The following is a 23,318-nucleotide window of genomic DNA, read 5'->3' on the forward strand; positions in this document are numbered from 1 at the left end:
CAAATAAACTCTAAAATAGAGCCAACAACGGGATTTGAACCCGTGACCTCATCCCTACCAAGGATGCGCTCTACCAACTGAGCTATGTCGGCAACGAATTTAGAGCGGGAGACCAGGTTCGAACTGGCGACATTCAGCTTGGAAGGCTGACGCTCTACCAACTGAGCTACTCCCGCAATAAAATTTCATTAAGATAGTGGGGAGAGCAGGATTCGAACCTGCGAAGTCGTAAGACAACGGAGTTACAGTCCGTCCCATTTGGCCGCTCTGGAATCTCCCCTAAACCTTAAATAATATTTTAATGAACTTTTATTTTTTAGAGCCGATGGAGGGACTCGAACCCACGACCTGCTGATTACAAATCAGCTGCTCTAGCCAGCTGAGCTACATCGGCTTTTGTTATAAAAAAACAATCCGCTATTTCTAACGGACTGCAAATGTAAAAAGTAATTTTTAATTTTTAAAACTTTTTTAATTATTTTTTATCGTTTTTATGAGACTAAGGCATCCTTTGATTTTTCTTTTGATTTTTGCAACTGTCTTTTTAAAGATTCTACAGACACACTAATACCTTCCTCAAAGGTCTTAGTTTGCTTTTTCACCATTAATTCGCTTCCTGGTATATTAATTTTTACTTCAGTTATTTTATTCTCCTTTTCACTCGTTTTTTGCACTTTTAAAAACACTTCTGCATCAACGATCTTATCATGAAACTTCTCTAATCCTCCTATTTTTTTCTCAATGAAGTCTATTAATTTTTGGTCTGCTGAGAAATTTACTGATTGTGTGAATACCTTCATAATTCTTCGATCTTTTAATTTGACCCTCTAGGGTGAGTCTTGTTATACACTTTTTTTATTTGCTCCAAGCTATTGTGCGTATAAACTTGGGTAGAGGCTAAACTTGAATGCCCTAGTAATTCTTTAACCGAATTTAACGACGCACCGTTATTAAGTAAATGTGTAGCAAAAGCATGCCTTAATATATGTGGACTTTTTTTTGCTTTTGTTGACACCCTACTAAAGTACAAATTTATTATTCGGTAAACAAGGGTTTCATAAATTTTAACGCCTTTTTTAGTCACTAAAAGCACCTCTAAATCTACATCCTCAATTCCTCTTTTTTGTCTTAAATATTCTTGTAAAGTTTTATACACTGACGGCAAGATCGTTACATACCTTTCTTTATTTCTTTTCCCTAATACTTTTATTGTTCTACTAGTATGTTCTATATCTTTTTCTTTAACATTTATCAACTCAATCCTTCTCATTCCAGTTGAATACAACATTTCCACAATCAACCTATCTCTTACTGATTCAAAATCTGATCTCTCTTTTATTAGTTTTAAAACTTCTTCTACTTCATTTTGATCAAAGGGAGTTTGTATTTTTTTTTGAACTTTTAGCGCCTTATGATTTGAAAGCGGATTCACTGTTACTTCCCCTATTTTTTGCAGAAACTTATAAAAGGTCTTTAAAGAGCTTACTTTTCTATTTACGCTTCTATTTGATATATTATCATTTACCAAACTAACAATCCATGTTCTAATTTGGTTATAATGAATACTCTCTAAATCCTCTTGATCAAACTCAACCTCACAAAAATCTTTAAACGCTATTAAATCCGTTTTATATGCTTGAATTGTATTTTTTGAATACTTTTTCTCAAACTCTAAATACTCTAAAAAAGCTTCTATTAGCATTATCTATCTTATTTATTAATTGAAGATACAAAAAAAACCTGTATTGATATCAATACAGGTTTTTACACTTTTTAGGATGATTACTATCCTACTTCTTCTTGAGTTCTTAATCTCTGAACGTAAGATGCTTTAATCATTTGAGCTCGTTTTGCCACAGATGGCTTAGTAAACTGCTTTCTGTTACGTAACTGCTTCATCGTTTTTGTACGATCAAATTTACGCTTATAACGTTTTAACGCTCTATCGATATTCTCTCCTTCTTTAACTGGAATGATTAACATATTTTTGCACCTCCTTTCATCGTAGTTTCTATATCTTTAAAATCGACAACAATCAGTATATCAATTAATTATATTATTTTATTTCATTTTTGGACGGCAAAGATACAAAGTATTCTTTAAAAACACACTATTTTATTTCTTTTTAGTTTAAAAATGAGGCAAATAAAAATCCTGCTTTCACAGGATTTTTACTTAAATATTTATCAAGAACCTATAAATAAATTATAGGTATTTCTTATCAAGAATCATTTTTACAAAATAGGAGGCATTAGGTAGCTGGCCTATATTCCTTCTTATCTATTACCATTTTTGCAATAATTTCTTTCAATATTTCTGAAGTACCTCCCCCTATCGGTCCTAATCGACTGTCACGTAATAAACGTGCCATTGGATACTCTTCCATATAACCATAACCTCCTAGTAACTGTAAAGCATCGTATATAACCTCATCTGCCATTTTAGTAGACAATAGCTTACTCATACTTGCTTCTTTTACCACATAAATACCATCATTTAATCGTTTTGCTATGGAATAGTTATATTCTCTACACATATCTACTCTACTAGCCATTTCCGCTACTTTATGACGTAAGGCTTGAAATTTATCTAGTGTTTTTCCAAAAGCTTCGCGTTCACTCATATATTGCACTACATAATCAACAGCATATTCCGCACGCGCATGAGCATTGATTCCCATTACTAATCTTTCTAAAGCAAAGTGTTGCATTATATATGGAAATCCTTTTCCTTCTTCTCCCATTAAGTTTTCAGCAGGTATTACCACATTATCAAAAGCTATTTCAGCAGTATCTGAAGCTCTCCAACCTAATTTATCTAACTTAGTTGACGATATTCCTGGAGTATCTCTATCAACTATAAAAATACTCATTCCTTTATGTTTATCCTCAGGATTAGTTTTAGCTGCTACTACTAAGTAATCAGAATATACTCCATTTGTGATAAACGTTTTAGACCCATTAATCACATATGAATCTCCTTTTTTTATTGCTGTAGTACGCATTCCTGCTACATCACTTCCTCCAAAAGGTTCTGTAATACATAAACACCCTATTTTATCTCCTTCTATGCTTGGTGTTAAATATTCATTCTTAATTCGATCATCTCCTTCTTTATTTACATGTGTCATTGCTAAATAAGCATGTGCCCACATATTAGCTGCAAAACCTCCTGAGTTTATTTTTTGTAGTTCTTCTAAAAAAATAACTGTATAAAAAAGATCTAAACCTAATCCTCCATATTCTTCAGGTTGATTTAAACCAAAGTATCCCATTTCACCGAACTTCTTCCAGATAAAACGCTCTACCGTACCTTCTTTCTCCCATTTATCTATGTGAGGAACTACCTCTTTTTGTAAAAAATCTCTAAAACTCTGACGAAAGGCTTCATGCTCTTCGGTAAAGTACATACTATTCATAGTGGTTTGTTTATTAAATTTTGTTGCTTGTTTATTCTGCTTTCAAATATAAGATTATTCTATCGTATTTATTTAGTGGAAAATCTTTAATATTTCTTAATTCTGATATATCTTGTAGCTCAGCTACTTCATCTCGATATTCAAATATCTTTTTACATAACTCATAATCAATATATGGATTTTTTAACACTTCTTTGAATTTGGCTGTATTTACATTTACTTTTTTAATAGTTGGTTTTTTAATTACAGTAAAAGTTTGCATGACTTTGTTTGCTGCAGCTTTATTTATTCCCCAAACTTCATATAATTGTTTTGAGAATGAATACCCTTGTAACTCCTTTCTATACTTTATAATTCGAGAAGATAATACTTCTCCAACACCACTAATAGTTTCAAAATCTTGTTGAGTGGCTTTATTAATATCATTAGTAGAAATTTTATATACCTTATTATATGTATGCCTTTCACTTAAACCTAACTCTATTTTACTTTTCTTCTTTTGGTTTTCTTTTTTCACAACCCAATCTGGAAATTTAAAATAAGGAGCTATGCTATTCAATAGACTATCAGATATTTTTGTTACTTGTTTAAAATCTTTAGCTGAGTTAATCCATTTATTTTGTTTTCTGTAATTATGTAATCTATCTATTTCCTCTACAGACATTCCTAGTTGATAACCTTTAAAGTCTGTTATATAATTTGGATTGAATGGATATCGTTTAGGTTTTCTTTTAATCAATTCAATTCTTTTCAAACTATCAATAGTATTTTGAAGAGCTACTAGCTCTTTCTTATTTATACCCTCTATTTTTTCTGAAGAAAAATCTATGTACACATATATAAATTGTAAAACAACTATTAAAAATAATAAAAAGAAAACCCCATTTCTTTGGCGTTTATTATACCAGAAATGGGGTTTAAATATTTTCATTCGTTTTGTTTTTTATTCTTCTACTGCTTCTTTTTTAAGGTTAATAGCATCTAAATATCTTTTTAGTTGCTTTTTAACCACTGGCATCAATAAGTATAAACCTACCATGTTAGGGAACACCATTGCAAAAATCATTGCATCTGAAAAATCCCAAATAGACTTCATACTCGCTGCTGCTCCAATTACTACGAAAGTTAAGAACAAAATTTTATATGTTAAATCCGCTTTTTTTCCTCTACCAAATAAAAATTTCCAAGATTGTAATCCGTAATACGACCAAGAAATCATTGTAGAAACTGCAAATAAAACAACTGCTACAGTTAAAAATACATTTGAGTATGGAATGTAAGCTGCAAATGCTCTTGAAGTAATTCCTGCTCCCTCATAAGCCACACCGTCAATAAATACAGATCCTGTACCATCTCCTCCATATTCAAAAGCTCCTCCAAAATTAAAGATAATAATTACTAAAGCTGTCATTGTACAAATTAATACAGTATCAATAAACGGCTCTAATAATGCCACTAAACCTTCTGATGCAGAATATTTTGTTTTCACTGCAGAGTGCGCAATTGAAGCCGAACCTGCTCCAGCTTCATTAGAAAAAGCTGCTCTTTTAAACCCTACTAATAAAACACCTATAACACCACCAACACCTATCGCTGTAGGATTGAAAGCTTCTGTTATAATTAAAGAAATAGCATCATCTATTAAAGAGAAATTAACCCCTAAAATATACAAACAAGCCAATAGGTATAGCAATGCCATAAAAGGAACTACTTTTTCTGTTACAGAAGCGATTCTTTTGATACCTCCAATAATTATAATACCTACTAAAATGGCTAGTACAATACCTATGATAGCTCCAGCTGCTGTACTCTCTAAACCTAACAACTCTTTAATAACTATTGTTGCTTGGTTAGATTGAGCTGCATTACCACCTCCAAAAGAACCTCCAATACAGAAAACTGCAAATGCTCCTGCTGCTATTTTTCCTAGTGTTGCAAAACCTTTTTCTTTTAATCCTTTAGATAAATAATACATAGGACCTCCATACACTGTTCCGTCTTCTCCTACATCACGATAATGTACTCCTAATGTACATTCTACAAATTTTGTTGACATCCCTAACAAACCGCAAATAATCATCCAGAAAGTTGCTCCCGGACCTCCTAAAGCAATTGCTAATGCAACTCCTGCAATATTACCATTTCCAACTGTACCAGAAACCGCTGTTGCTAATGCCTGAAAGTGAGAAACTTCACCTTCATGACTTTCATCGCGAATAGTATCTTTAATATCTCCATCAATTTCTAAGTCACTATGTAAGCTCTCTATATTTTCAATATGCTCCTCAATATCGTCAACTTCATTCATATCTACTCCTTGAGCTATACCATCTTCACCATACAATAATTGCGCACCATGTTTTTCAATATCTTCATATTTCCCTCTTACAACATTTATTGCAGTAAAGAAGTGACGGATATTTGGAAATCCAAAATAGAGCGTAAAAAAAGCGGCACTAGCCACTAACAAAATCAATACAAAAGGGGTACCAAATACTGGAAAAAAAATCACACTACTAAAAAAATCAGAAAAAGGTTTAAACGCTTCATCAATCATTTGATCAATTCCTTTTTCCTGTGCAAATGTTAACATTGGTGTTATTGAAAACAGCAATGCAAGTAGTTTTTTATTCATAATATGTATTAGATTTTTGAATTAGTAGCCCGCAATATCATAAAAAAATGCACTTACAACAAGTTTTCGTTGTTAAATATGGTTTTTACATTAGCTTTTCTTTAAATTTATGTAAATCTTCTTTAAAAGATTTTGGTCGCAATCCTAATTCTGTTTGGGCTTTTGTTAAATCAAAACCCGTAATAGCAGGCCGTAAGGCTGTTTGATTTAAAACATCTGTAGAAATTGGTTTTATTAAGCTTTTATCTAACCTAAAAGCTTCTGCTATTTGTTGTGCAATTTCATAAATACTCATCATTCTTTTTGAGGAAATATTGAAAATTCCTAGTGCTTTTTTATCTATTGATAATTTACACGCTAATGCCAATTCTTCTACATAAGTTGGCATACGAAATTGGTCATCTACTATAGTTATTTCTTTCCTGTCTTCCAACATTTTCTTCACCCACAATACTATATTAGTGCGCGACATATCATATACTTTTCCATATACTAATATGGTACGTAAAATGGCATAATTTACCTTAGACTTTATTAATAATTCTTCTGATTTTAATTTGGAGAGCCCATAATAATTCAACGGGTTTGGCTTATCACTCTCTTTGTATGGTCCATTTTTCCCATCAAAAATAAAATCAGTTGAAATATGTATTAAATGAGTTTTATTTTCTTCTGAATAGTTTTTAAGATATTGAACTACATCTATATTTAGATTATCACAAGCTTGTTTATTTGTTTCACAAGCATCAACATTTGTCATTGCTGCTGTATTCACAATAACATCTGGCTTATATTCAGACAGTTTTTTGTAAAGCAAATCTTCATCTGTAATATCAATTGAAACATAATTAAAGTCACCTCTACCACTTCTATTTTCTCCTCTTGAAAAACCTATTACCTGATATCTTTCTTTTTCTTCTAATAAAAGGCTTACTAAAGTTTGCCCAAGTAAACCATTACTTCCAGTTATTACAACTTTCTTCATTAAAAAACTTTTCTAAGTGTTTCTATCTGTTCAGGACGTCCTAAAACAATCAAATTTCCTCCTATTTCTAATTTCACCGAAGCTTCTGGGTTGATAATGTAATCTTTATTTGGAGTACGATACCCTATAATTGTACAACCTGTTTTTTTTCGTAAATCTAAATCTAATATTGTTTTATCAATGTATTTTTCTGGCAAGTCATTAATTGCTACTTCTTCTAAGTTAGCAGTTGTTTCTCCTTCAATAGTTAGCCTATCTACAAACTCAATAACATCAGGAGTTACAACTAAAGATGCCATGTGAGAACCTCCTAATTTATCTGGCATAATTACATTATCTGCTCCTGCTATTTTTAACTTACTATATGATGTTTCTTTAGATGCTCTACTAATTACTTTACAATTTTTATTTAATTGTTTTGCTGTTAGAACTACAAATAAATTATCGGCATCAGAAGGCAACGCTGTTATTAGATTTTCTGCATTCATGATACCTGCTCTTAATAGAGTCTCATCAAGCGTTGCATCACCTTGAATAGTTAACACTCCTTTTTCATCTAACTGCCTCACTACATCATTAAATTTTTCAACCACTACAACTTGTTTCTTGTAGTTTTTCAATTTCGAAATAGCTTGTTTACCATTTCTACCATAACCACAAACTATGGTATGACCTTGTAACTGCTCTATTTGTTTTTGCACTTTTTTTATTTTTAACTGATGAAAAAATTGCCCACTAATTAAATACTCTGAGAATGAAGAAACTGCATAACCAAAAACAAACAAACTAGATATTATCAATCCGATAGTAAATAGTTTTTCCCCCGTACCAAAAGGATGTACTTCTCCAAAACCAATGGTACTAATGGTTATAATCGTCATGTACAAAGCGTTAATAAAGGAATAATCAAAAAGTAACATATAACCTGTTACTCCTAGCATGACTATTAAGACAGAATAAATTATAGCTCTATATAACCTTGATTGAAACACTGTGTTTATCATAAATCAAAAACAGATGTTCTTTTAGTATAAATCATATCTTTTAATCTTAGTAAAAAAGCCATTGTTAAATATAATCCAAAAGACAAACCTACTGTTACAAATGATATATAAATAAAAAACAAACGTACATTAGTGGCTCGCATACCCAATCTATCAGCAAACCTGGAAGACACGTTAAAACCATGGCGCTCAAAAAAAAGCCTTACAAAATCTATAAATTTCATTTATTAATTAAGTTTTATTCGCAATATACTATTTTCAGTTTATTTGTTGATAATCGCTGCTTCAAAATAAATTTGGTTTTGGTAACTTTGCTGTTTTTGGTAAAATCCTCACTTTGAAAGAACAAGAATACATAGAAGTTTACGGAGCTCGAGCTCATAATTTAAAGAATATTGATGTTAAAATTCCTCGTGAAAAGCTAGTTGTAATTACTGGCTTAAGTGGTAGCGGGAAATCTTCTTTAGCTTTCGACACCATTTATGCTGAAGGACAACGTCGTTATATTGAAACTTTCTCTGCATATGCACGTCAATTTTTGGGCGGATTAGAAAGACCTGATGTTGATAAAATTGACGGACTTTCTCCTGTAATTTCTATTGAACAAAAAACAACAAACAAAAGCCCTCGTTCTACTGTAGGAACCATTACTGAAATTTACGATTTTCTTCGTTTACTATTTTCTCGTGCAGCAGATGCTTATTCATACAATACAGGTAAAAAAATGGTAAGTTATTCTGACGAACAAATTAGAAAATTAATTTTAAAAGATTTTGACGGCAAACGTATTGCCATTCTTGCACCATTAATTAAATCGAGAAAAGGGCATTATCGTGAACTATTCGAACAAATTTCTAAACAAGGTTTTGTTCGTGTTCGTGTGGATGGAGAAATTAGAGAAATTAAAAAGGGCATGAAACTCGATCGTTATAAAACGCACGATATAGAAGTCGTTATCGATCGATTAGCCGTGAATGATGCTGCTGAAAAACGTCTAGAAGAGACTATTAAAACTGCCTTGTACACGGGTGATAATATTTTAATGGTAATTGATGTTGATGATGAAAAACCTCGTTATTTTAGTCGTGAACTCATGTGTCCTACTACGGGAATCGCTTACCCTAATCCTGAACCTAACACTTTTTCGTTCAACTCACCAAAAGGAGCTTGTTCTCACTGTAACGGACTAGGGATTACCAACGAGATAAATCATCAAAAAGTAATTCCAGACGATAGCATTTCTATCAAAAATGGAGGAATTGCACCTTTGGGTGAACAAAAAAACAGTTGGATTTTTAAACAACTTCAAACTATTGCTGAGCGTTATAACTTTAAACTAACCGACCCTATAAAAAGTATTTCTAAAGAAGCTATGGAGATTATTCTTCATGGAGGAAAAGAAAAATTTGAAATTCAATCAAAAACTGCGGGAGTTACCAGAAATTATGAGATTGATTTCGAAGGTATCATTGCCTTTATTGAGAATCAATATAAAAACTCAGAAAGCACATCAATCAAACGTTGGGCAAAAGGTTTTATGGATGAAGTTACTTGTTCGGTTTGTGATGGAAAGCGTTTAAAAAAAGAAGCGCTTCATTTTAGAATCACTGATAAAAATATTAGTGATTTAGCCCAAATGGATGTTCTAGAGTTGGCTAATTGGTTTCAGGAAGTTGGCACAAAATTATCAGAAAAACAATTAACTATTGCTTCTGAAATTTTAAAAGAAATTCGCACACGCATTCAATTTTTATTGGATGTTGGGTTAGATTATTTAACATTAGACAGAACTTCAAAATCTCTTTCTGGTGGAGAAGCCCAACGTATTCGACTTGCAACACAAATAGGTTCACAACTTGTAGGTGTTTTATATATTTTAGATGAGCCTAGTATTGGTTTACATCAACGTGATAATCAAAAATTAATTGACTCTTTAATTAAACTTCGTGATGTTGGAAACTCTGTTTTAGTGGTTGAACATGATGAAGATATGATTAAGAATGCTGATTTTGTTTTAGACATTGGTCCAGGTGCAGGTAGACATGGAGGAGAAATTGTTAGCGAAGGCAACTTTGACGATTTAAAAAGTCACGATACCCTTACTGCTGACTATTTATCGAGAAGAAAAGAAATTGAGGTTCCTAAAAAGCGTCGTGAAGGAAACGGAAAAACAATCTCATTAAAAGGCGCTTCTGGAAACAACTTAAAAAATGTTTCCGTTGAATTTCCTTTAGGAAAAATGATTTGTGTCACAGGTGTTTCTGGTAGTGGGAAATCTACCTTAATTAATGAGACCTTATACCCTATTTTAAACGCGCACATTTACCGAGCAGTAAAAAAACCAATGCCTTACAAAAAAATTGAAGGCTTAGAACATATTGATAAAGTCATTGATATTGATCAATCTCCAATCGGTAGAACTCCACGTTCAAACCCTGCTACGTATACTGGAGTGTTTAGTGAAATACGTAGTTTATTTGCAAAAACTCCAGAAGCCTCTATCAGAGGATATAAACCAGGTCGTTTTAGTTTTAATGTAAAAGGCGGACGTTGTGAAACCTGCCAGGGTGGCGGTGTTCGTGTAATAGAAATGAATTTCTTACCAGATGTTCACGTAGAGTGTGAAACTTGCCAAGGAAAACGTTTTAACCGAGAAACTTTAGAAATTCGTTATAAAGGAAAGTCAATTTCTGATATTTTAGAAATGACAATTAACGAAGCTACAGCTTTTTTTGAACATATTCCTAAAATCTATAGAAAGTTAAAAACAATTAAAGATGTTGGTTTAGGATACATTACACTCGGACAGCAATCCACTACTCTTTCCGGAGGAGAAGCCCAACGCATTAAATTAGCTTCTGAATTATCAAAAAGAGATACTGGAAATACCTTTTATATATTAGACGAACCAACAACTGGGCTTCATTTTGAAGATATCCGTGTATTAATGGAAGTATTAAACAAGTTAGCAGATAAAGGAAACACCGTTTTAATTATTGAGCACAACTTAGATGTTATCAAACTCGCCGATTACATTATTGACATTGGTATGGAAGGTGGTAAAAAAGGCGGTAAAGTTTTAACATTTGGAACTCCTGAAGAAGTTTCCATCCACAAAAAAAGCTATACAGCAAAATTCTTAAAAAAAGAGTTAAAAAAGTAATACAACTACATTTTTCATAAGTAGATAATTTGTTTTTTATATATTTTTTTTTTGATTTCAAATTAATTTATATAAATTTATGAACTGATTTTAAAAAAAAGAAATCAGTTAAATAGTATTTCCCCCCGAAATTATTTAAACATGAGAAAAGAAAAACAATCTGCTTTGTTAGCAGATAATTGCCCGCTTATTTGTGAAACGTACAAGAACATAATATCTAAAATAGCTAGGTTAAACCCAAGTTTTAATTTTAACACAGACATTACCTATAATTGTAATGGAGCTTACGACATTATAAAAAAAACAATTGAAAAAGAAACTTCACTTAGCTTTGTTGTTTTAGACTTAAAACTTTCTCCTGCTAAGAATAGAAAAATCTTATCTGGTGAAGATTTAGGGCTTTTAATAAGAAAATTACTTCCAAACACAAGACTGATTGTTTCTACTGATTGTAATGATAATTACAGAATTTATAACATTTTTAAAAGCTTAAATCCTGAAGGTTTTCTTATTAAGAACGATTTAACTTCAAAAGAGTTAAAAAATGCAATAAAAAATGTAACAAACAATATACCTTATTATAGTAAAACTGTCTTAAGCCTCTTAAGAAAAGAAGTTTCTAATAATTTTTCCATTGACGCAATAGACAGACAAATACTATACGAACTTTCATTAGGCTCTAAAATGAAAGATATGCCGAATTACATACCTCTTTCCGCAGCTAGTATTGAAAAAAGAAAACGACATCTAAAAAAAATATTCAATGTTAAAGCTAAAGGAGACCGAGAGTTAATATTAACAGCCAAAGAAAAGGGCTTTATTTAAAAAAAAACGATTACGGTTTTCCCTTACTTTTTTTATGGCTTTTTCTATAAAAAAACAACTATCAAAATATAGCTTTGGGGAAACAGAAAATAACTATCCTTAAAACCTTTTTACTTTTGAAAGACACATTAATCAATTTAGTACAAAATTTACTTAAGAAAAATAGTATTTCTTTTGATAAGGAAGAATTGGCTTTTCAAATTCAAAGTCACCCTTCTTACCCTAGTTTACACGCAATTACTGGAGTATTAGACCATTTTAACATTGAAAATGTGGCAGCTGACGTTCCTGTTAATTCAGAAACACTTTTGCAACTCCCCGACTGTTTTATTGCTCAAATAAACAGTGAACATGGTCAAGACTTAATTGTAGTAGAAAGAAAAAAATCAGATTATATAATTTATGATTCTGAAAACAAAAAAACGAAGTTATCTGAAAATGAGTTTCTAAGTAAATTTACAGGAATTATTGTTGCTGTTGAAGAAACTGAAGGTTATCAAACAACTAAAAATAACTCCAAATTAGTTAAAACTATCGGTTTTTCTCTTCTTAGTATTTTTACGTTATTTTTTGTTTTTTATAGTTCAACTTCATGGTACAATACTTTTTATTTCTTACTATCAGTAACAGGATTAATTATCAGTATCGCAATTGTAAAACAAGAACTTGGATTGAAAACCGCTATTGGTGATGCTTTTTGTTCAGGAGCTGATGATAAAAAAGATTGTGACGCTGTATTAACCTCAAAAGGAGCGGAAATTTTAAAAGGATATAAATTAAGTGACTTTAGCATGCTTTATTTTATTGGGTTATCTCTTTTAACTTTTACTCAAATTTCTAATCCTGTAATTTCATATACTATTAGTTTACTTGCTATACCTATTACTCTATACTCGCTATATTATCAATATGCAGTAGTAAAAAAGTGGTGTCTTTTATGCTTAAGTATAGTTGGAGTTCTTTGGCTACAAGCACTGGCTCCAGTATTGACAAATAATTACATTAACACCTTTATAATTAAAGATTTTGTCACCTTGGGTATCGTTGCTTCTTTTACGTGGTTAGCTTGGAATTATATTAAACCTTTATTTACTGAAGTTCAAGAACTCAAAAAAGAAAAGATAGCAAGTGTTAAATTTAAGAGAAACTATGCTTTGTTTGATAGTTTATTACAAAAATCACCTCAACTTGACACTCAATTAACTGATAGTAAAGAAATTGTTTTTGGAAACCCTAACTCCAGCCTTGAAATTACAATAATCACCAATCCTTTCTGTGGACACTGTAAACCTGTTCACGCTCATGTTGATGAAATTATTAAAAGATACCATAACAATGCAAAAATTAAAGTACGCTTTAATGTAAGTGTAGAAAAAAAAGATAGTGATGTCGTTAAAATTACCAGTAGACTCATAGAAATATATAATACACAAGGAGAAAAAGAATGTCTTCAAGCCATGGATGCTATTTATGAAGGGCAAAAACCAGCTGCTTGGTTAAAAAAATGGGGTAAGTGTTCTAATAAAGAAACTTATACATTGGAGCTAGAAAAAGAAAAGAATTGGTGTAATCAAAATGGCATCAACTTTACTCCTGAAATTTTAGTAAACGGTAAATCATTTCCTAAGGAATATAACAGAACTGATTTAATTTTATTTATTGAAGATTTAGAAGAAAATATAGAAGCTTCTGATGTTTCATTAAAAACAGTATAAAAAGACAAAGCCCAAAAAGGGCTTTGCATTTTGAACAAAATTCTCTCGCGAAGAATAGACACATTGGTGAGTGTCTTTAAATGTTCGCCGCAAAAGTAACCTTAATATTTTAATTATGAAAAAACAAATTCTAAATTTAGGTAAAGCTTTAAAAAAAGCGGAACAATCTCAAATTAACGGAGGTAGAATGCAATGTGATAAAAACAGGGATGGTATCTGTGAAGACCATGGAAGACACTGTGCAGAGTTTTATTGTAGCTTTATTTTATAATAAAAAAGTTTAATCATGAAAAAATCAATTTTAAACTTAGGTAAGTCATTAAATAAAACAACACAAAAACTTATTACAGGTGGTGGTGCTGTTGGATTTTGTGACATAAATGGTAACTGCCCTTCTGGTCAGTATTGTGAAGAAATATATTGCTATACTAATGATACTGGTGGAGGCGGAGGCGGAAATAAAAACAACTGTACTCAACCTTGGGAATTTTGTCCTGATGGAAGTATAAGTTGTACAGGATGTTAAACTAAAAACATGAAAAAACAAATTTTGTTCCTTAGAAAAACTTTAAGTAAAGCAGAACTAGCTCTGGTTAGCGGAGGCAGAAAACAATGTGATAAAATAATGATGGTGTTTACTAAAACCATGTTACCAACTATGTATAAACATACTGCAGCTTTATTCCATAGCAAAAAGTTTAATTATAGAAAAGTTAGTTTTGAACGTAAATGAACTAGATTCCATTAGCGGTTCTACTATAATTGTACCGAATTCTATAGTAACGTAGAATATCTTGAAATCCAAAGTATATTGTACTTCGTGTAGAAAAACTATAAAAGAGCTGTAATAATTAATAAACAGAACAGGTAGGAAATACTCTATTATCCTATCTGTTTCATATCTAAACTGAACTTGAAAAAATTCCCAAACTATAAACAGACAGAAGCAAAAGATTGCGGACCTACTTGTATTAAAATCATAGCCAAACACTATGGCAAGACTATCAATACTCAACAATTAAGAAACCTAAGCGAAACAACACGTGAAGGCAGTAGCTTATTAGGTCTTAGTGAAGCTGTCGAGTCTATAGGCTTTAAGTCTTTAGGTATAAAATTAGCCTTTAACAAACTTAAAGAAGCCCCATTTCCTTGTATTATTCATTGGAATAAAAATCATTATGTGGTTCTTTACAAAATAAAAAAAGATGTTGTTTATATTTCTGACCCAGCTCATGGGCTCATCTCTTTTACTAAAGAGGAGTTTATCCAACATTGGATTGGTAATAATGCCGATGAAAATACAGAAGAAGGTATTGCCTTATTAATAGAACCAACTCCCAAATTCTATCAAGAAGAGTTTGAAGAAGATGAAAAATTTGGTTTTTCATTTATTTTCAAATACTTATATAAATACAAAAAGTTTATAGTTCAATTAATAATTGGGCTCCTAGCTGGTAGTTTATTACAATTAATCTTACCTTTTTTAACTCAAAGTGTTGTTGATGTTGGTATTAAAAACCAAGATTTAAACTTTGTATACTTAATCTTATTTGCTCAATTATTTTTATTCATAGGAAAAGCTTCTTTAGAAATTATTAGAAGTTGGATTTTACTTCATCTTAGTACTCGAATCAACATATCTTTAATTTCAGATTTTTTTATCAAATTAATGAAATTACCTATCTCTTACTTCGATGTAAGAATGACAGGAGATTTATTACAAAGAATCAACGATCATAAGCGTATTGAACGAATTTTAACCACTTCTTCTTTAACTGTTTTATTCTCTTTTTTCAATCTCATAATTTTTAGTTTAGTTTTAGGGTATTATAGCATGCAAATTTTTGGTGTTTTTGTGTTAGGAAGTGTTTTATATTTTGGTTGGGTATTATTCTTCTTCAAAAAGAGAAAAGAGCTTGATTATAAACGTTTTTCTCAAGTAAGTCAAGAACAAAGTAAAGTAATTGAACTTATTAATGGAATGCAAGAGATAAAGCTTCACAATGCTGAAAGACGCATGCGATGGAATTGGGAATATGTACAAGCTCGTTTATTTAAAGTAGCTACTAAAAGCCTTGCTCTTGAACAAACACAAAGTGTAGGTTCTAACTTTATCAATGAACTTAAAAATATGTTCATTACTATACTTTCTGCTAAACTAGTAATAGATGGACAAATTACCTTAGGTATGATGATGGCTATTAGCTACATCGTCGGACAACTAAACGGACCAATTACACAACTAATAAACTTTATGAGAGATATACAAGATGCACAAATCTCCTTAGATAGATTAGGTGAAATACACAACATGGAAGATGAAGAAAAACCTAGTGATGAAAAAGTAACCATCATTCCAGATAACGCATCTATAAGACTAAATAATATTTCATTCAGGTACACTGGTGGTTTAGAGCCTGTTTTGAAAGATTTATCTCTTGAAATCCCTGCAAACAAAACAACCGCAATTGTAGGGGTTAGTGGAAGTGGAAAAACCACATTAATGAAATTACTTCTTGGTTTTTATCAAGTTGATCAAGGAGATATTATGATAAACAACTTTAACTTAAAAAACATTTCTCAAAAAGAATGGAGAAGAAACTGCGGTGTTGTTATGCAAGAAGGATATATCTTTAATGATTCTATAGCTAAAAACATTGCTGTGGGCGAAGATTATGTTGACAAAGAAAAGCTAGCTCACGCAATAGACGTAGCAAATATCAACGATTATATTGAGGGATTACCGCTAGGATATAATACCAAAATTGGTAGTGAAGGTAGTGGCTTAAGTACTGGTCAAAAACAACGATTACTTATTGCTAGGTCGGTATATAAAAATCCAAAATTCTTGTTCTTTGATGAAGCTACTAGTGCACTTGATGCAAATAATGAAAAAATTATTATGGGTAAGCTTAATGAATTCTTTGCTGACAAAACAGCTGTTGTAATAGCACACCGACTAAGTACTGTAAAAAACGCGCATCAAATAGTTGTCCTTGAAAAAGGAAAAATTATTGAAAAAGGAAATCATGAAGAATTAATCAAATTAAAAGGAAGTTATTACCATTTAGTCAAAAACCAACTAGATTTAGGTAAATAAAATATTCACTCGCGAAGAATAGACATAAACCTTGAGTGTCTTTAAACTGTTCAAGGATTTTATCAAACTTAAATTATTTTAAAATGAAAAAATCAATTTTAAACCTAGGAAAAGCTTTAAACAAAGTTGATCAAAAATTAATTAAAGGAGGTCGAATCTCAGCACATGGAGGTTACCAGTGTTGTAATGCATGGGGCTGTGGTGCTTGTGTAACTGGTTCTAGTGAAGACTGTAGTGGTTATGGTGAAGATGTTTATGGAAGACATTGTACAGTTAATGAAGAAATAAAAATAGCCTAATCATGAAAAAATCAATCTTAAACTTAGGTAAAACTTTAAACAGAGTTGAACAAAAACAAATTAGTGGTGGATACATGCAAGCCACATGTGAAGATTTAGGTTGGACTAGTAGTAGGTGTAACCAATGTCTATGGGATTTTGAATCTTGCTGGTTACAAAGTGGATATAGAAAATGTTGCCCTTTATAAAAGAGAATTATGAAAAAGCTAGCATTAAACTTAGGAAAAAAACTAAAAAAAACAGAACAAAAACTAATTAACGGAGGCAAACCTATTATTTTTCAATGCTCTAACTACTTTTTTTGCGCTTTAGATTGTAACGAAGGTGATACTTGTAATGTGCCAAATGGAATGGGAGGTGCTAATAGAGGTGTTATAAAAAACGGACAATGTTGCCCTGCTTAACCCTATAAATAATTATGAAAAAATCAGTCTTAAACTTAGGTAAATCTTTAAATAAAACCGAACTAAAAAAAAATTAATGGAAAATTAGTCAAACTTGTGGTTTTTATGGAATGTATAATGTAAACGACTGTAATGAATGTATTAATACTATATTACCTGGAACCCCAACTTTTTGTTACAATAATTGTTGTGAAATGACTTACTAAATATAGTATATAAATACTCTCTCGCGAAGAATAGACACAAGCCTTGAGTGTCTTTAAACTGTTCAAGGGTTAATTGAATACTTAAAATTTTTAATCATGAAAAAATCAATTTTAACCTTGGGAAAAACCCTAAACAAAATAGAACAACAACAAATCAATGGCGGGTACATATATACTTGTAAAAAGTTTTGTAGTGTATCTCGTGAAGAACAACAAGACCAAATTGATAGATATGGCTGTTCTGCTTTTAGTTCTTGCCCTTGTTATGTTCCTTGCTAATATTTAATAACCTTAATTATGAAAAAATCAATTTTAAACTTAGGTAAAATTTTAAATAAAGTTAAACAGCAACAAATCAATGGAGGAAAGGTAATTGATTTTCCTTGCTCAAGCTACTTTTTTTGTGCTTTAGATTGTGAAGAAGGAGATGCTTGTGCTGTACCAAATGGAATGGGAGGTGCTAATAGAGGTATTATAAAAAACGGACAATGTTGCCCTGCTTAACCTTATAAATAAATAATTATGAAAAAAACAATCTTAAACTTAGGAAAAGCTTTAAATAAAGCTAAACAAAAAAATATTAATGGTGGTTTTGGTGGTACAGCAATGGGAGACTGTTTAGTTCCAGACCCTAACAATAATAACGAACCTTTACTTGTCGGTCACGCCCCTTGCGACGGGGTAAGTATGTGCCCTGCTCAACCTGACTATGGGTTTAATTCCCCTTACCCTCCTATGTGCTTCGCTTTTTAAAACCATAATTATCCACAAAACATAAAGGGAGGGACTAACTCTCCCTTTATTACAAACTAAAAGATGCCAAACAATACTCAAGATATAGAAATTAGAAGTGAAGAAGTTCAAGAAATTTTAACTCACGTACCTAACTGGATGATTCGTTGGGGTAACACCTTGCTTCTTGGACTCATAATAATGTTATTATTCATTTCATGGTTTGTAAAATACCCTGACGTTATTTCCACCGAAGTAATGGTTACTACCTCTACTCCTCCTGAAAAAATTTATGCAAAGTCTACCGGTCAATTCGAAACCTTTTTAACAAGCGAAGGGAAAAGCGTGTCTGAAGGTGATGTTTTAGCTGTAATTGAAAACAGTGCTTTGTACAAAGATGTTTTACTACTGAAGAGTATTGTCGATACTATCGAAGTAAATCAACAAAAGTTCTTTTTCCCTATTGATAAAGTTCCTCCACTAATTTTAGGAGATATAACCTCTAGCTACTCTCAATTTGAAAATGACTATTCTGAATATACCTTAAACGAAAAACTAACTCCGTTTAAATCGGAAAATTTCGCTAACCAAATGTCTGTTATAGAAGCTAGAGGCAGACTACAAATTTTACTTTCTCAAAAAGATTTAAATCTTAAAGAACTAGAATTTAAAGAGAAAGATCTTGATCGTAGTAGAAAAATGTTTAACCAAGGGGTTATATCTGCTAAAGAAAAAGATCAAAAAGAAATTGAATACTTACAAGCAAAACGCTCATATAAAACCCTTGAATCATCAATTTCTCAAATAAGAGAATTAATCAATAACTCTGCTAAAAACCTAGAAGGCACTTCTATAAAAAAAACACAACAAGATACTCGTTTAAAAAAGAAAGCTGTTCAATCTTTTTTATATTTAAAAAAAGCTATTAAAGACTGGGAAAAACAATATGCTCTAACTTCTTCAATAAATGGAAAAGTATCCTTTTTATCTTTTTGGAATAGAAACCAAACAGTTAATTCAGGAGATTTAATATTTACTATTATTCCTAATAAAGGGAACTCATTTATCGGTAAAATTGAAGCACCTGCTGCTAATTCTGGTAAAATAAAGAAAGGTCAAAAAGTTCAGATTAAACTTTTGAATTATCCATCTGATGAATTTGGTGAATTAAACGGAAGAGTTAAATCAATTTCTTTAACTCCTGATGAGGAAGGTAATTATTTAATTAATGTAGAGTTACCACAAGAATTAATAACGACATACAATAAAACTATTCCTTTTAGACAAGAAATGAAAGGTGCTGCGGATATAGTAACTGAAGATTTACGTTTAATAGAACGTTTCTTTTATCAATTAAAAAATATTATCAAATAATAAAAACAGACATAAACCTTGAGTGTCTATAAATGTTCAAGGAATTTATTAACCCTCGAAATTTTTCTATTATGAAAAAATCAATTTTAAGTCTAGGAAAAGCTTTAACTAAAGCTGATCAAAAACAAGTTAACGGAGGTACTGGTTGTGTAATTTATACACCAGCAGAGTGCTTTGCTTGTGGTGGTTTCTCTTTACCTAACGGATGTTGCTTAGGATCGTATGAAACACATGCTTGTTTAGGAGAAGATGTTCCTCAATAAGAGAGTTCATTTACTATTATTTTAATTGAATCATTCCTAGGTTTAAACCAATTAAGAATAAAGTAGGTTTAAACCTAGGATAAATTTAGATTATACACAAGTAGACTATCAAGCCAATATAGATTATAAATTTACCCTAATAGAACAACTCATTGTTAATAATATTTACTCGCGAAGAATAGACACAAAACCTTGAGTGTCTTTAAATAATTCAAGGATTATTAAATATTTAAACTTTTTAATCATGAAAAAATCAATCTTAAACTTGGGTAAACCTTTAAATAAAGCCAATCAAAAACAAATTAATGGAGGAGGTCTTTCTGATTGTAGTACTTACTCTGGTCCTTATTGCTATAGCGATGTTCAAAGCAACTGTGGTAGTTGTCTTGAATACAAGGCTCTTCCTGAAGAACATAAGCCTTGCGTACTTGTTGACTATTATTGTGAAGTGTAATAATAATCAATGGGTAATTTTAAATAAAGTTTCAAACTAAAAAACCTAGCTATAATAGGCGTCCTGTAAAAAAACTCAGCAATTTCTTTTCACTAAATTATAGCTGGTTAAATATAATTCTCTCGCGAGGAATAGACACAAAACCTTGAGTGTCTTTAAATAATTCAAGGATTATTAAATACTTAATTTTTTTTAATCATGAAAAAATCAATCTTAAACTTAGGTAAAGCTTTAAACAAAGCCGATCAAAAACAAATTAATGGAGGTGCAGCCAATGGTTGCTATCAAGACGGTAGAAAATGTTGTCAAACTGGCCCAGGAGGACATACTTTCTGCGATGCTGGTATATGTGATAGATTCGGGTGTGTATGGTTTTAAGTACAAAACAATAATCTTATACTTACTAAAACATGAAAAATCAATCTTAAATATAGGAATAGCTATAAGCAAGACTAATCAAAAACAAATTAACGGGGGAGGTTCTAGTTGCAATACCTACTCTGGACCTCCTTGTTACGGTATACGTAACGGAGTTTGTGGTACTTGCTCTCAGTATCAAGCACTTCCTCAGGAACATAAAGGTTGTGCTTTTGTCCATATTGATTGTGAGGAAAAATAATCCTTCTTAACTATATATAATATAGTTTTAAATAAGGTTGTACAGAAGCAAACCAACGGAAAAAATTTTTAAGCGTTTTATAAACTTTAAATCAATTGAGCGCTTCTGCTACAAATGTCAACCTAACTATTTATAAGCTTTTTAATTAAAGCTATATTAATTACAAACAGTTAGACCAATAAAACTTACTTTTTAAAAAGTAAGTTTTATCGAAAATGTGACTTTATTCAAATTTCTCTCACGTAGAATAGACACAAACCTTGAGTGTCTATAAACAGTTCAAGGATTTTATCAAATTTTTAATTATTTTAAAATGAAAAAATCAATCTTAAACTTAGGAAAAGTTTTAAATAGAAATGAACAACAATTTATTAATGGAAGAAAAATGCAACCTAGCCCTTGTGATAATGGATGTATAATTAATGGAATTTGCGTTTCAAAAGGTTTTTTTGGATGTAGATAGATTATTAAATAGCAAAAAAAAACATATACCTTGAAGTATTTAAAATTTTTCAAGGTATATTAAATATTTAAATTTTTTAATTATGAAAAAATCAATCTTAAATTTAGGAGAAAAACTAGATAAAACTCTTCAAAAACAAATTAATGGAGGGACATACAGAACCAAAGAGGAATGCGATTCTGCAGGTTGCTTTTGGGGCTTAGACGCTTTCACTAATAAATGGAGATGCGTCTGCCCTTAGTCTAAATAATGGATAAACTCTCTCACGTAAAATAAATTTATACAAATGTTAGAGTCCTTTTTAAAAATTCGAATATTAACCAATTTTATTTTATAAATATGAAAAAATCAATCTTAAATTTAGGAACAGCTATAAGCAAGACTAATCAAAAACAAATTAACGGGGGAGGCTCTAGCTGCAATACCTACTCTGGACCTCCTTGTTATGGTGTAAGTAATGGGTTTTGTGGTACTTGCTCTCAGTATCAAGCTCTTCCTCAAGAACACAAAAGCTGTGTTCTTGTTCACATTGACTGTGAAGAAAGTAACCCTTTTTAATTAGAAAATACTTTGTTTAAAAGTCTATTTTAAACTTAAGAAAAGCTTTAACCAAAACTGATCAAAAATAAATTAAAGATTGAGAAAGCGAAAAAGTCGAGGTAAATAAAACAGTAATTTTCTTGGTTCAGTTGTATAACTAACTGTTTTTATGTGAGAAATTTTCTTTTTATTACTTCTAAAACCTCGTGTTTATGCTAATGAATCTTATAAAGCTCAAACTTGATTAAAGTTTTACATATAAAAAGCTACCTTGATTTCAAGGTAGTTTTTTATTTTTATCTTGTATCTATCCATAAAAAACCACTAAATTAGCAAGCTTGCTAAAAATTAAATTTTAGCTATTTAATTTGTTATTTAATATAAAAGTAGAAGAATTATGAGTCCGAATGATGACAGAAAAATTAGAGAAAAACTACAACAAAAAACTTGGAATGAAATAAAAACCAACGATTCTTGGGCTATATTTAAAATTATGTCTGAGTTTGTTGATGGATATGAAAAACTAAGTAAAATTGGTCCTTGTGTATCTATTTTTGGTTCTGCCCGTACAAAAACAGACGATCCTTATTATAAATTAGCTGAAGAAGTTGCTTTTAAACTAACTCAAAGCGGATTTGGTGTTATTACAGGAGGAGGTCCTGGTATTATGGAAGCTGGTAATAAAGGAGCGCACCGAGGAAAAGGAACCTCTGTTGGTTTAAATATTGAACTTCCTTTTGAACAACATGACAACCCATGGATTGACCATGACAAAAACTTAAACTTCGATTACTTTTTTGTTCGTAAAGTTATGTTTGTTAAATACTCACAAGGTTTTGTTGTTATGCCTGGTGGATTTGGTACTATGGATGAACTTTTTGAAGCTATAACACTAATACAAACTAACAAAATTGGACGTTTCCCTATTGTACTTATGGGTAAAAAGTTTTGGGGAGGCCTACTTGATTGGATTAAGAACACATTATTAGAGGAAGGAAATATTAGTGAAAAAGATTTGAATTTATTTAGAGTTGTTGACACTGCTGATGAAGCAGTTGAACACTTTAATAAGTTTTATGCTAAATATCAGCTAAAACCTAATTTCTAATTTTTTTTATC

General features: G+C 31.1%; 30 protein-coding genes and 4 tRNA genes. 21 read left to right on the plus strand and 13 right to left on the minus strand.

Annotated features, from left to right (window positions below):
- Positions 1–19 precede the first annotated feature (19 nt).
- From NH341_RS12145 to NH341_RS12205, 13 genes are all read right to left on the minus strand, one after another.
- Positions 20–92, minus strand: a tRNA-Thr gene (locus tag NH341_RS12145).
- An 11-nt stretch (positions 93–103) separates the two neighbouring features.
- Positions 104–176, minus strand: a tRNA-Gly gene (locus NH341_RS12150).
- A gap of 21 nt (positions 177–197) precedes the next feature.
- Positions 198–280, minus strand: a tRNA-Tyr gene (locus NH341_RS12155).
- Positions 281–320: 40 nt separating this feature from the next.
- Positions 321–394, minus strand: a tRNA-Thr gene (locus NH341_RS12160).
- 97 nt (positions 395–491) lie between these two features.
- The gene (gene hpf / locus NH341_RS12165; RefSeq protein WP_047790102.1) at positions 492–800 is read right to left on the minus strand and encodes a ribosome hibernation-promoting factor, HPF/YfiA family; all 309 of its coding nucleotides are present in this window, start codon (positions 798–800) and stop codon (positions 492–494) included.
- Positions 801–814: 14 nt separating this feature from the next.
- On the minus strand, positions 815–1,702 hold the full coding sequence (locus tag NH341_RS12170) for a tyrosine-type recombinase/integrase (protein WP_253057065.1): 888 nt from the start codon (positions 1,700–1,702) through the stop codon (positions 815–817).
- Positions 1,703–1,785: 83 nt separating this feature from the next.
- Complete coding sequence (gene rpsU / locus NH341_RS12175; protein ID WP_028892869.1) at positions 1,786–1,983, minus strand: 30S ribosomal protein S21; 198 nt, start codon at positions 1,981–1,983, stop codon at positions 1,786–1,788.
- Positions 1,984–2,251: 268 nt separating this feature from the next.
- Positions 2,252–3,418 (minus strand): acyl-CoA dehydrogenase family protein, encoded by a 1,167-nt coding sequence (locus NH341_RS12180; protein WP_125066961.1) that lies wholly within the window; start codon positions 3,416–3,418, stop codon positions 2,252–2,254.
- A 31-nt stretch (positions 3,419–3,449) separates the two neighbouring features.
- Complete coding sequence (locus NH341_RS12185; RefSeq protein WP_253057067.1) at positions 3,450–4,349, minus strand: helix-hairpin-helix domain-containing protein; 900 nt, start codon at positions 4,347–4,349, stop codon at positions 3,450–3,452.
- Positions 4,350–4,361: 12 nt separating this feature from the next.
- Positions 4,362–6,053, minus strand: a complete 1,692-nt coding sequence (locus NH341_RS12190) for a sodium:alanine symporter family protein (protein WP_047790098.1) — start codon at positions 6,051–6,053, stop codon at positions 4,362–4,364.
- A gap of 85 nt (positions 6,054–6,138) precedes the next feature.
- Entirely contained in the window at positions 6,139–7,038 is a 900-nt protein-coding gene (locus NH341_RS12195) for an SDR family oxidoreductase (protein ID WP_159613855.1), read from the minus strand.
- The gene (locus NH341_RS12200) at positions 7,038–8,042 is read right to left on the minus strand and encodes a TrkA family potassium uptake protein (protein ID WP_047790096.1); all 1,005 of its coding nucleotides are present in this window, start codon (positions 8,040–8,042) and stop codon (positions 7,038–7,040) included. Before NH341_RS12200 ends, NH341_RS12195 begins: the two co-directional genes overlap by 1 nt.
- Complete coding sequence (locus tag NH341_RS12205) at positions 8,039–8,266, minus strand: hypothetical protein (protein WP_047790095.1); 228 nt, start codon at positions 8,264–8,266, stop codon at positions 8,039–8,041. Before NH341_RS12205 ends, NH341_RS12200 begins: the two co-directional genes overlap by 4 nt.
- Positions 8,267–8,379: 113 nt before the next feature.
- Here NH341_RS12205 and uvrA point away from each other — a divergent pair, with 113 nt between their 5' ends.
- The 21 genes from uvrA (at position 8,380) to NH341_RS12310 (ending at position 23,307) form a co-directional block, all read left to right on the plus strand.
- Complete coding sequence (uvrA, locus tag NH341_RS12210) at positions 8,380–11,205, plus strand: excinuclease ABC subunit UvrA (RefSeq protein ID WP_253057069.1); 2,826 nt, start codon at positions 8,380–8,382, stop codon at positions 11,203–11,205.
- A gap of 141 nt (positions 11,206–11,346) precedes the next feature.
- On the plus strand, positions 11,347–12,030 hold the full coding sequence (locus tag NH341_RS12215) for a response regulator transcription factor (RefSeq protein WP_047790093.1): 684 nt from the start codon (positions 11,347–11,349) through the stop codon (positions 12,028–12,030).
- Between the two features lie 116 nt (positions 12,031–12,146).
- Positions 12,147–13,745 carry a vitamin K epoxide reductase family protein gene (locus NH341_RS12220; protein WP_253057071.1) on the plus strand — a complete coding sequence of 533 codons (1,599 nt, stop codon included), beginning with the start codon at positions 12,147–12,149 and terminating at the stop codon, positions 13,743–13,745.
- Positions 13,746–13,860: 115 nt separating this feature from the next.
- Positions 13,861–14,016: a hypothetical protein gene (locus NH341_RS12225; protein WP_159613849.1), complete on the plus strand. Its 156-nt coding sequence runs from the start codon at positions 13,861–13,863 to the stop codon at positions 14,014–14,016.
- 15 nt (positions 14,017–14,031) lie between these two features.
- Positions 14,032–14,271, plus strand: a complete 240-nt coding sequence (locus NH341_RS12230; protein ID WP_159613847.1) for a hypothetical protein — start codon at positions 14,032–14,034, stop codon at positions 14,269–14,271.
- A 9-nt stretch (positions 14,272–14,280) separates the two neighbouring features.
- A complete protein-coding gene (locus NH341_RS12235; RefSeq protein WP_159613845.1) occupies positions 14,281–14,478 on the plus strand; it encodes a hypothetical protein in 198 nt (65 codons plus the stop codon).
- A gap of 180 nt (positions 14,479–14,658) precedes the next feature.
- Positions 14,659–16,845, plus strand: a complete 2,187-nt coding sequence (locus tag NH341_RS12240) for a peptidase domain-containing ABC transporter (RefSeq protein WP_159613843.1) — start codon at positions 14,659–14,661, stop codon at positions 16,843–16,845.
- A gap of 83 nt (positions 16,846–16,928) precedes the next feature.
- Complete coding sequence (locus NH341_RS12245) at positions 16,929–17,144, plus strand: hypothetical protein (RefSeq protein WP_159613842.1); 216 nt, start codon at positions 16,929–16,931, stop codon at positions 17,142–17,144.
- A 2-nt stretch (positions 17,145–17,146) separates the two neighbouring features.
- Positions 17,147–17,332: a hypothetical protein gene (locus tag NH341_RS12250; RefSeq protein ID WP_239180074.1), complete on the plus strand. Its 186-nt coding sequence runs from the start codon at positions 17,147–17,149 to the stop codon at positions 17,330–17,332.
- A 9-nt stretch (positions 17,333–17,341) separates the two neighbouring features.
- On the plus strand, positions 17,342–17,548 hold the full coding sequence (locus tag NH341_RS12255) for a hypothetical protein (RefSeq protein WP_159613840.1): 207 nt from the start codon (positions 17,342–17,344) through the stop codon (positions 17,546–17,548).
- A 302-nt stretch (positions 17,549–17,850) separates the two neighbouring features.
- Positions 17,851–18,033 carry a hypothetical protein gene (locus NH341_RS12260; protein ID WP_159613838.1) on the plus strand — a complete coding sequence of 61 codons (183 nt, stop codon included), beginning with the start codon at positions 17,851–17,853 and terminating at the stop codon, positions 18,031–18,033.
- An 18-nt stretch (positions 18,034–18,051) separates the two neighbouring features.
- Complete coding sequence (locus NH341_RS12265) at positions 18,052–18,258, plus strand: hypothetical protein (RefSeq protein ID WP_159613836.1); 207 nt, start codon at positions 18,052–18,054, stop codon at positions 18,256–18,258.
- An 18-nt stretch (positions 18,259–18,276) separates the two neighbouring features.
- A complete protein-coding gene (locus NH341_RS12270; RefSeq protein ID WP_159613834.1) occupies positions 18,277–18,507 on the plus strand; it encodes a hypothetical protein in 231 nt (76 codons plus the stop codon).
- A 63-nt stretch (positions 18,508–18,570) separates the two neighbouring features.
- Entirely contained in the window at positions 18,571–19,860 is a 1,290-nt protein-coding gene (locus NH341_RS12275) for an HlyD family secretion protein (RefSeq protein WP_159613832.1), read from the plus strand.
- A 71-nt stretch (positions 19,861–19,931) separates the two neighbouring features.
- The gene (locus NH341_RS12280; RefSeq protein WP_159613830.1) at positions 19,932–20,123 is read left to right on the plus strand and encodes a hypothetical protein; all 192 of its coding nucleotides are present in this window, start codon (positions 19,932–19,934) and stop codon (positions 20,121–20,123) included.
- 244 nt (positions 20,124–20,367) lie between these two features.
- The gene (locus NH341_RS12285) at positions 20,368–20,577 is read left to right on the plus strand and encodes a hypothetical protein (RefSeq protein WP_239180071.1); all 210 of its coding nucleotides are present in this window, start codon (positions 20,368–20,370) and stop codon (positions 20,575–20,577) included.
- Positions 20,578–20,775: 198 nt separating this feature from the next.
- Positions 20,776–20,955 carry a hypothetical protein gene (locus tag NH341_RS12290; protein ID WP_173359727.1) on the plus strand — a complete coding sequence of 60 codons (180 nt, stop codon included), beginning with the start codon at positions 20,776–20,778 and terminating at the stop codon, positions 20,953–20,955.
- Between the two features lie 554 nt (positions 20,956–21,509).
- Positions 21,510–21,659 (plus strand): hypothetical protein, encoded by a 150-nt coding sequence (locus NH341_RS12295; protein WP_159613826.1) that lies wholly within the window; start codon positions 21,510–21,512, stop codon positions 21,657–21,659.
- 82 nt (positions 21,660–21,741) lie between these two features.
- Positions 21,742–21,900: a hypothetical protein gene (locus NH341_RS12300; RefSeq protein WP_239180069.1), complete on the plus strand. Its 159-nt coding sequence runs from the start codon at positions 21,742–21,744 to the stop codon at positions 21,898–21,900.
- Between the two features lie 98 nt (positions 21,901–21,998).
- Positions 21,999–22,217, plus strand: coding sequence for a hypothetical protein (locus tag NH341_RS12305; RefSeq protein ID WP_253057072.1), 219 nt, complete (start codon positions 21,999–22,001; stop codon positions 22,215–22,217).
- Positions 22,218–22,596: 379 nt separating this feature from the next.
- Positions 22,597–23,307, plus strand: a complete 711-nt coding sequence (locus tag NH341_RS12310) for a TIGR00730 family Rossman fold protein (protein WP_047790084.1) — start codon at positions 22,597–22,599, stop codon at positions 23,305–23,307.
- Positions 23,308–23,318 lie beyond the last annotated feature (11 nt).

This window comes from Tenacibaculum sp. XPcli2-G (genome assembly GCF_024124505.1).
In the GTDB taxonomy this organism is placed as follows: Bacteria; Bacteroidota; Bacteroidia; order Flavobacteriales; family Flavobacteriaceae; genus Polaribacter; species Polaribacter mesophilus.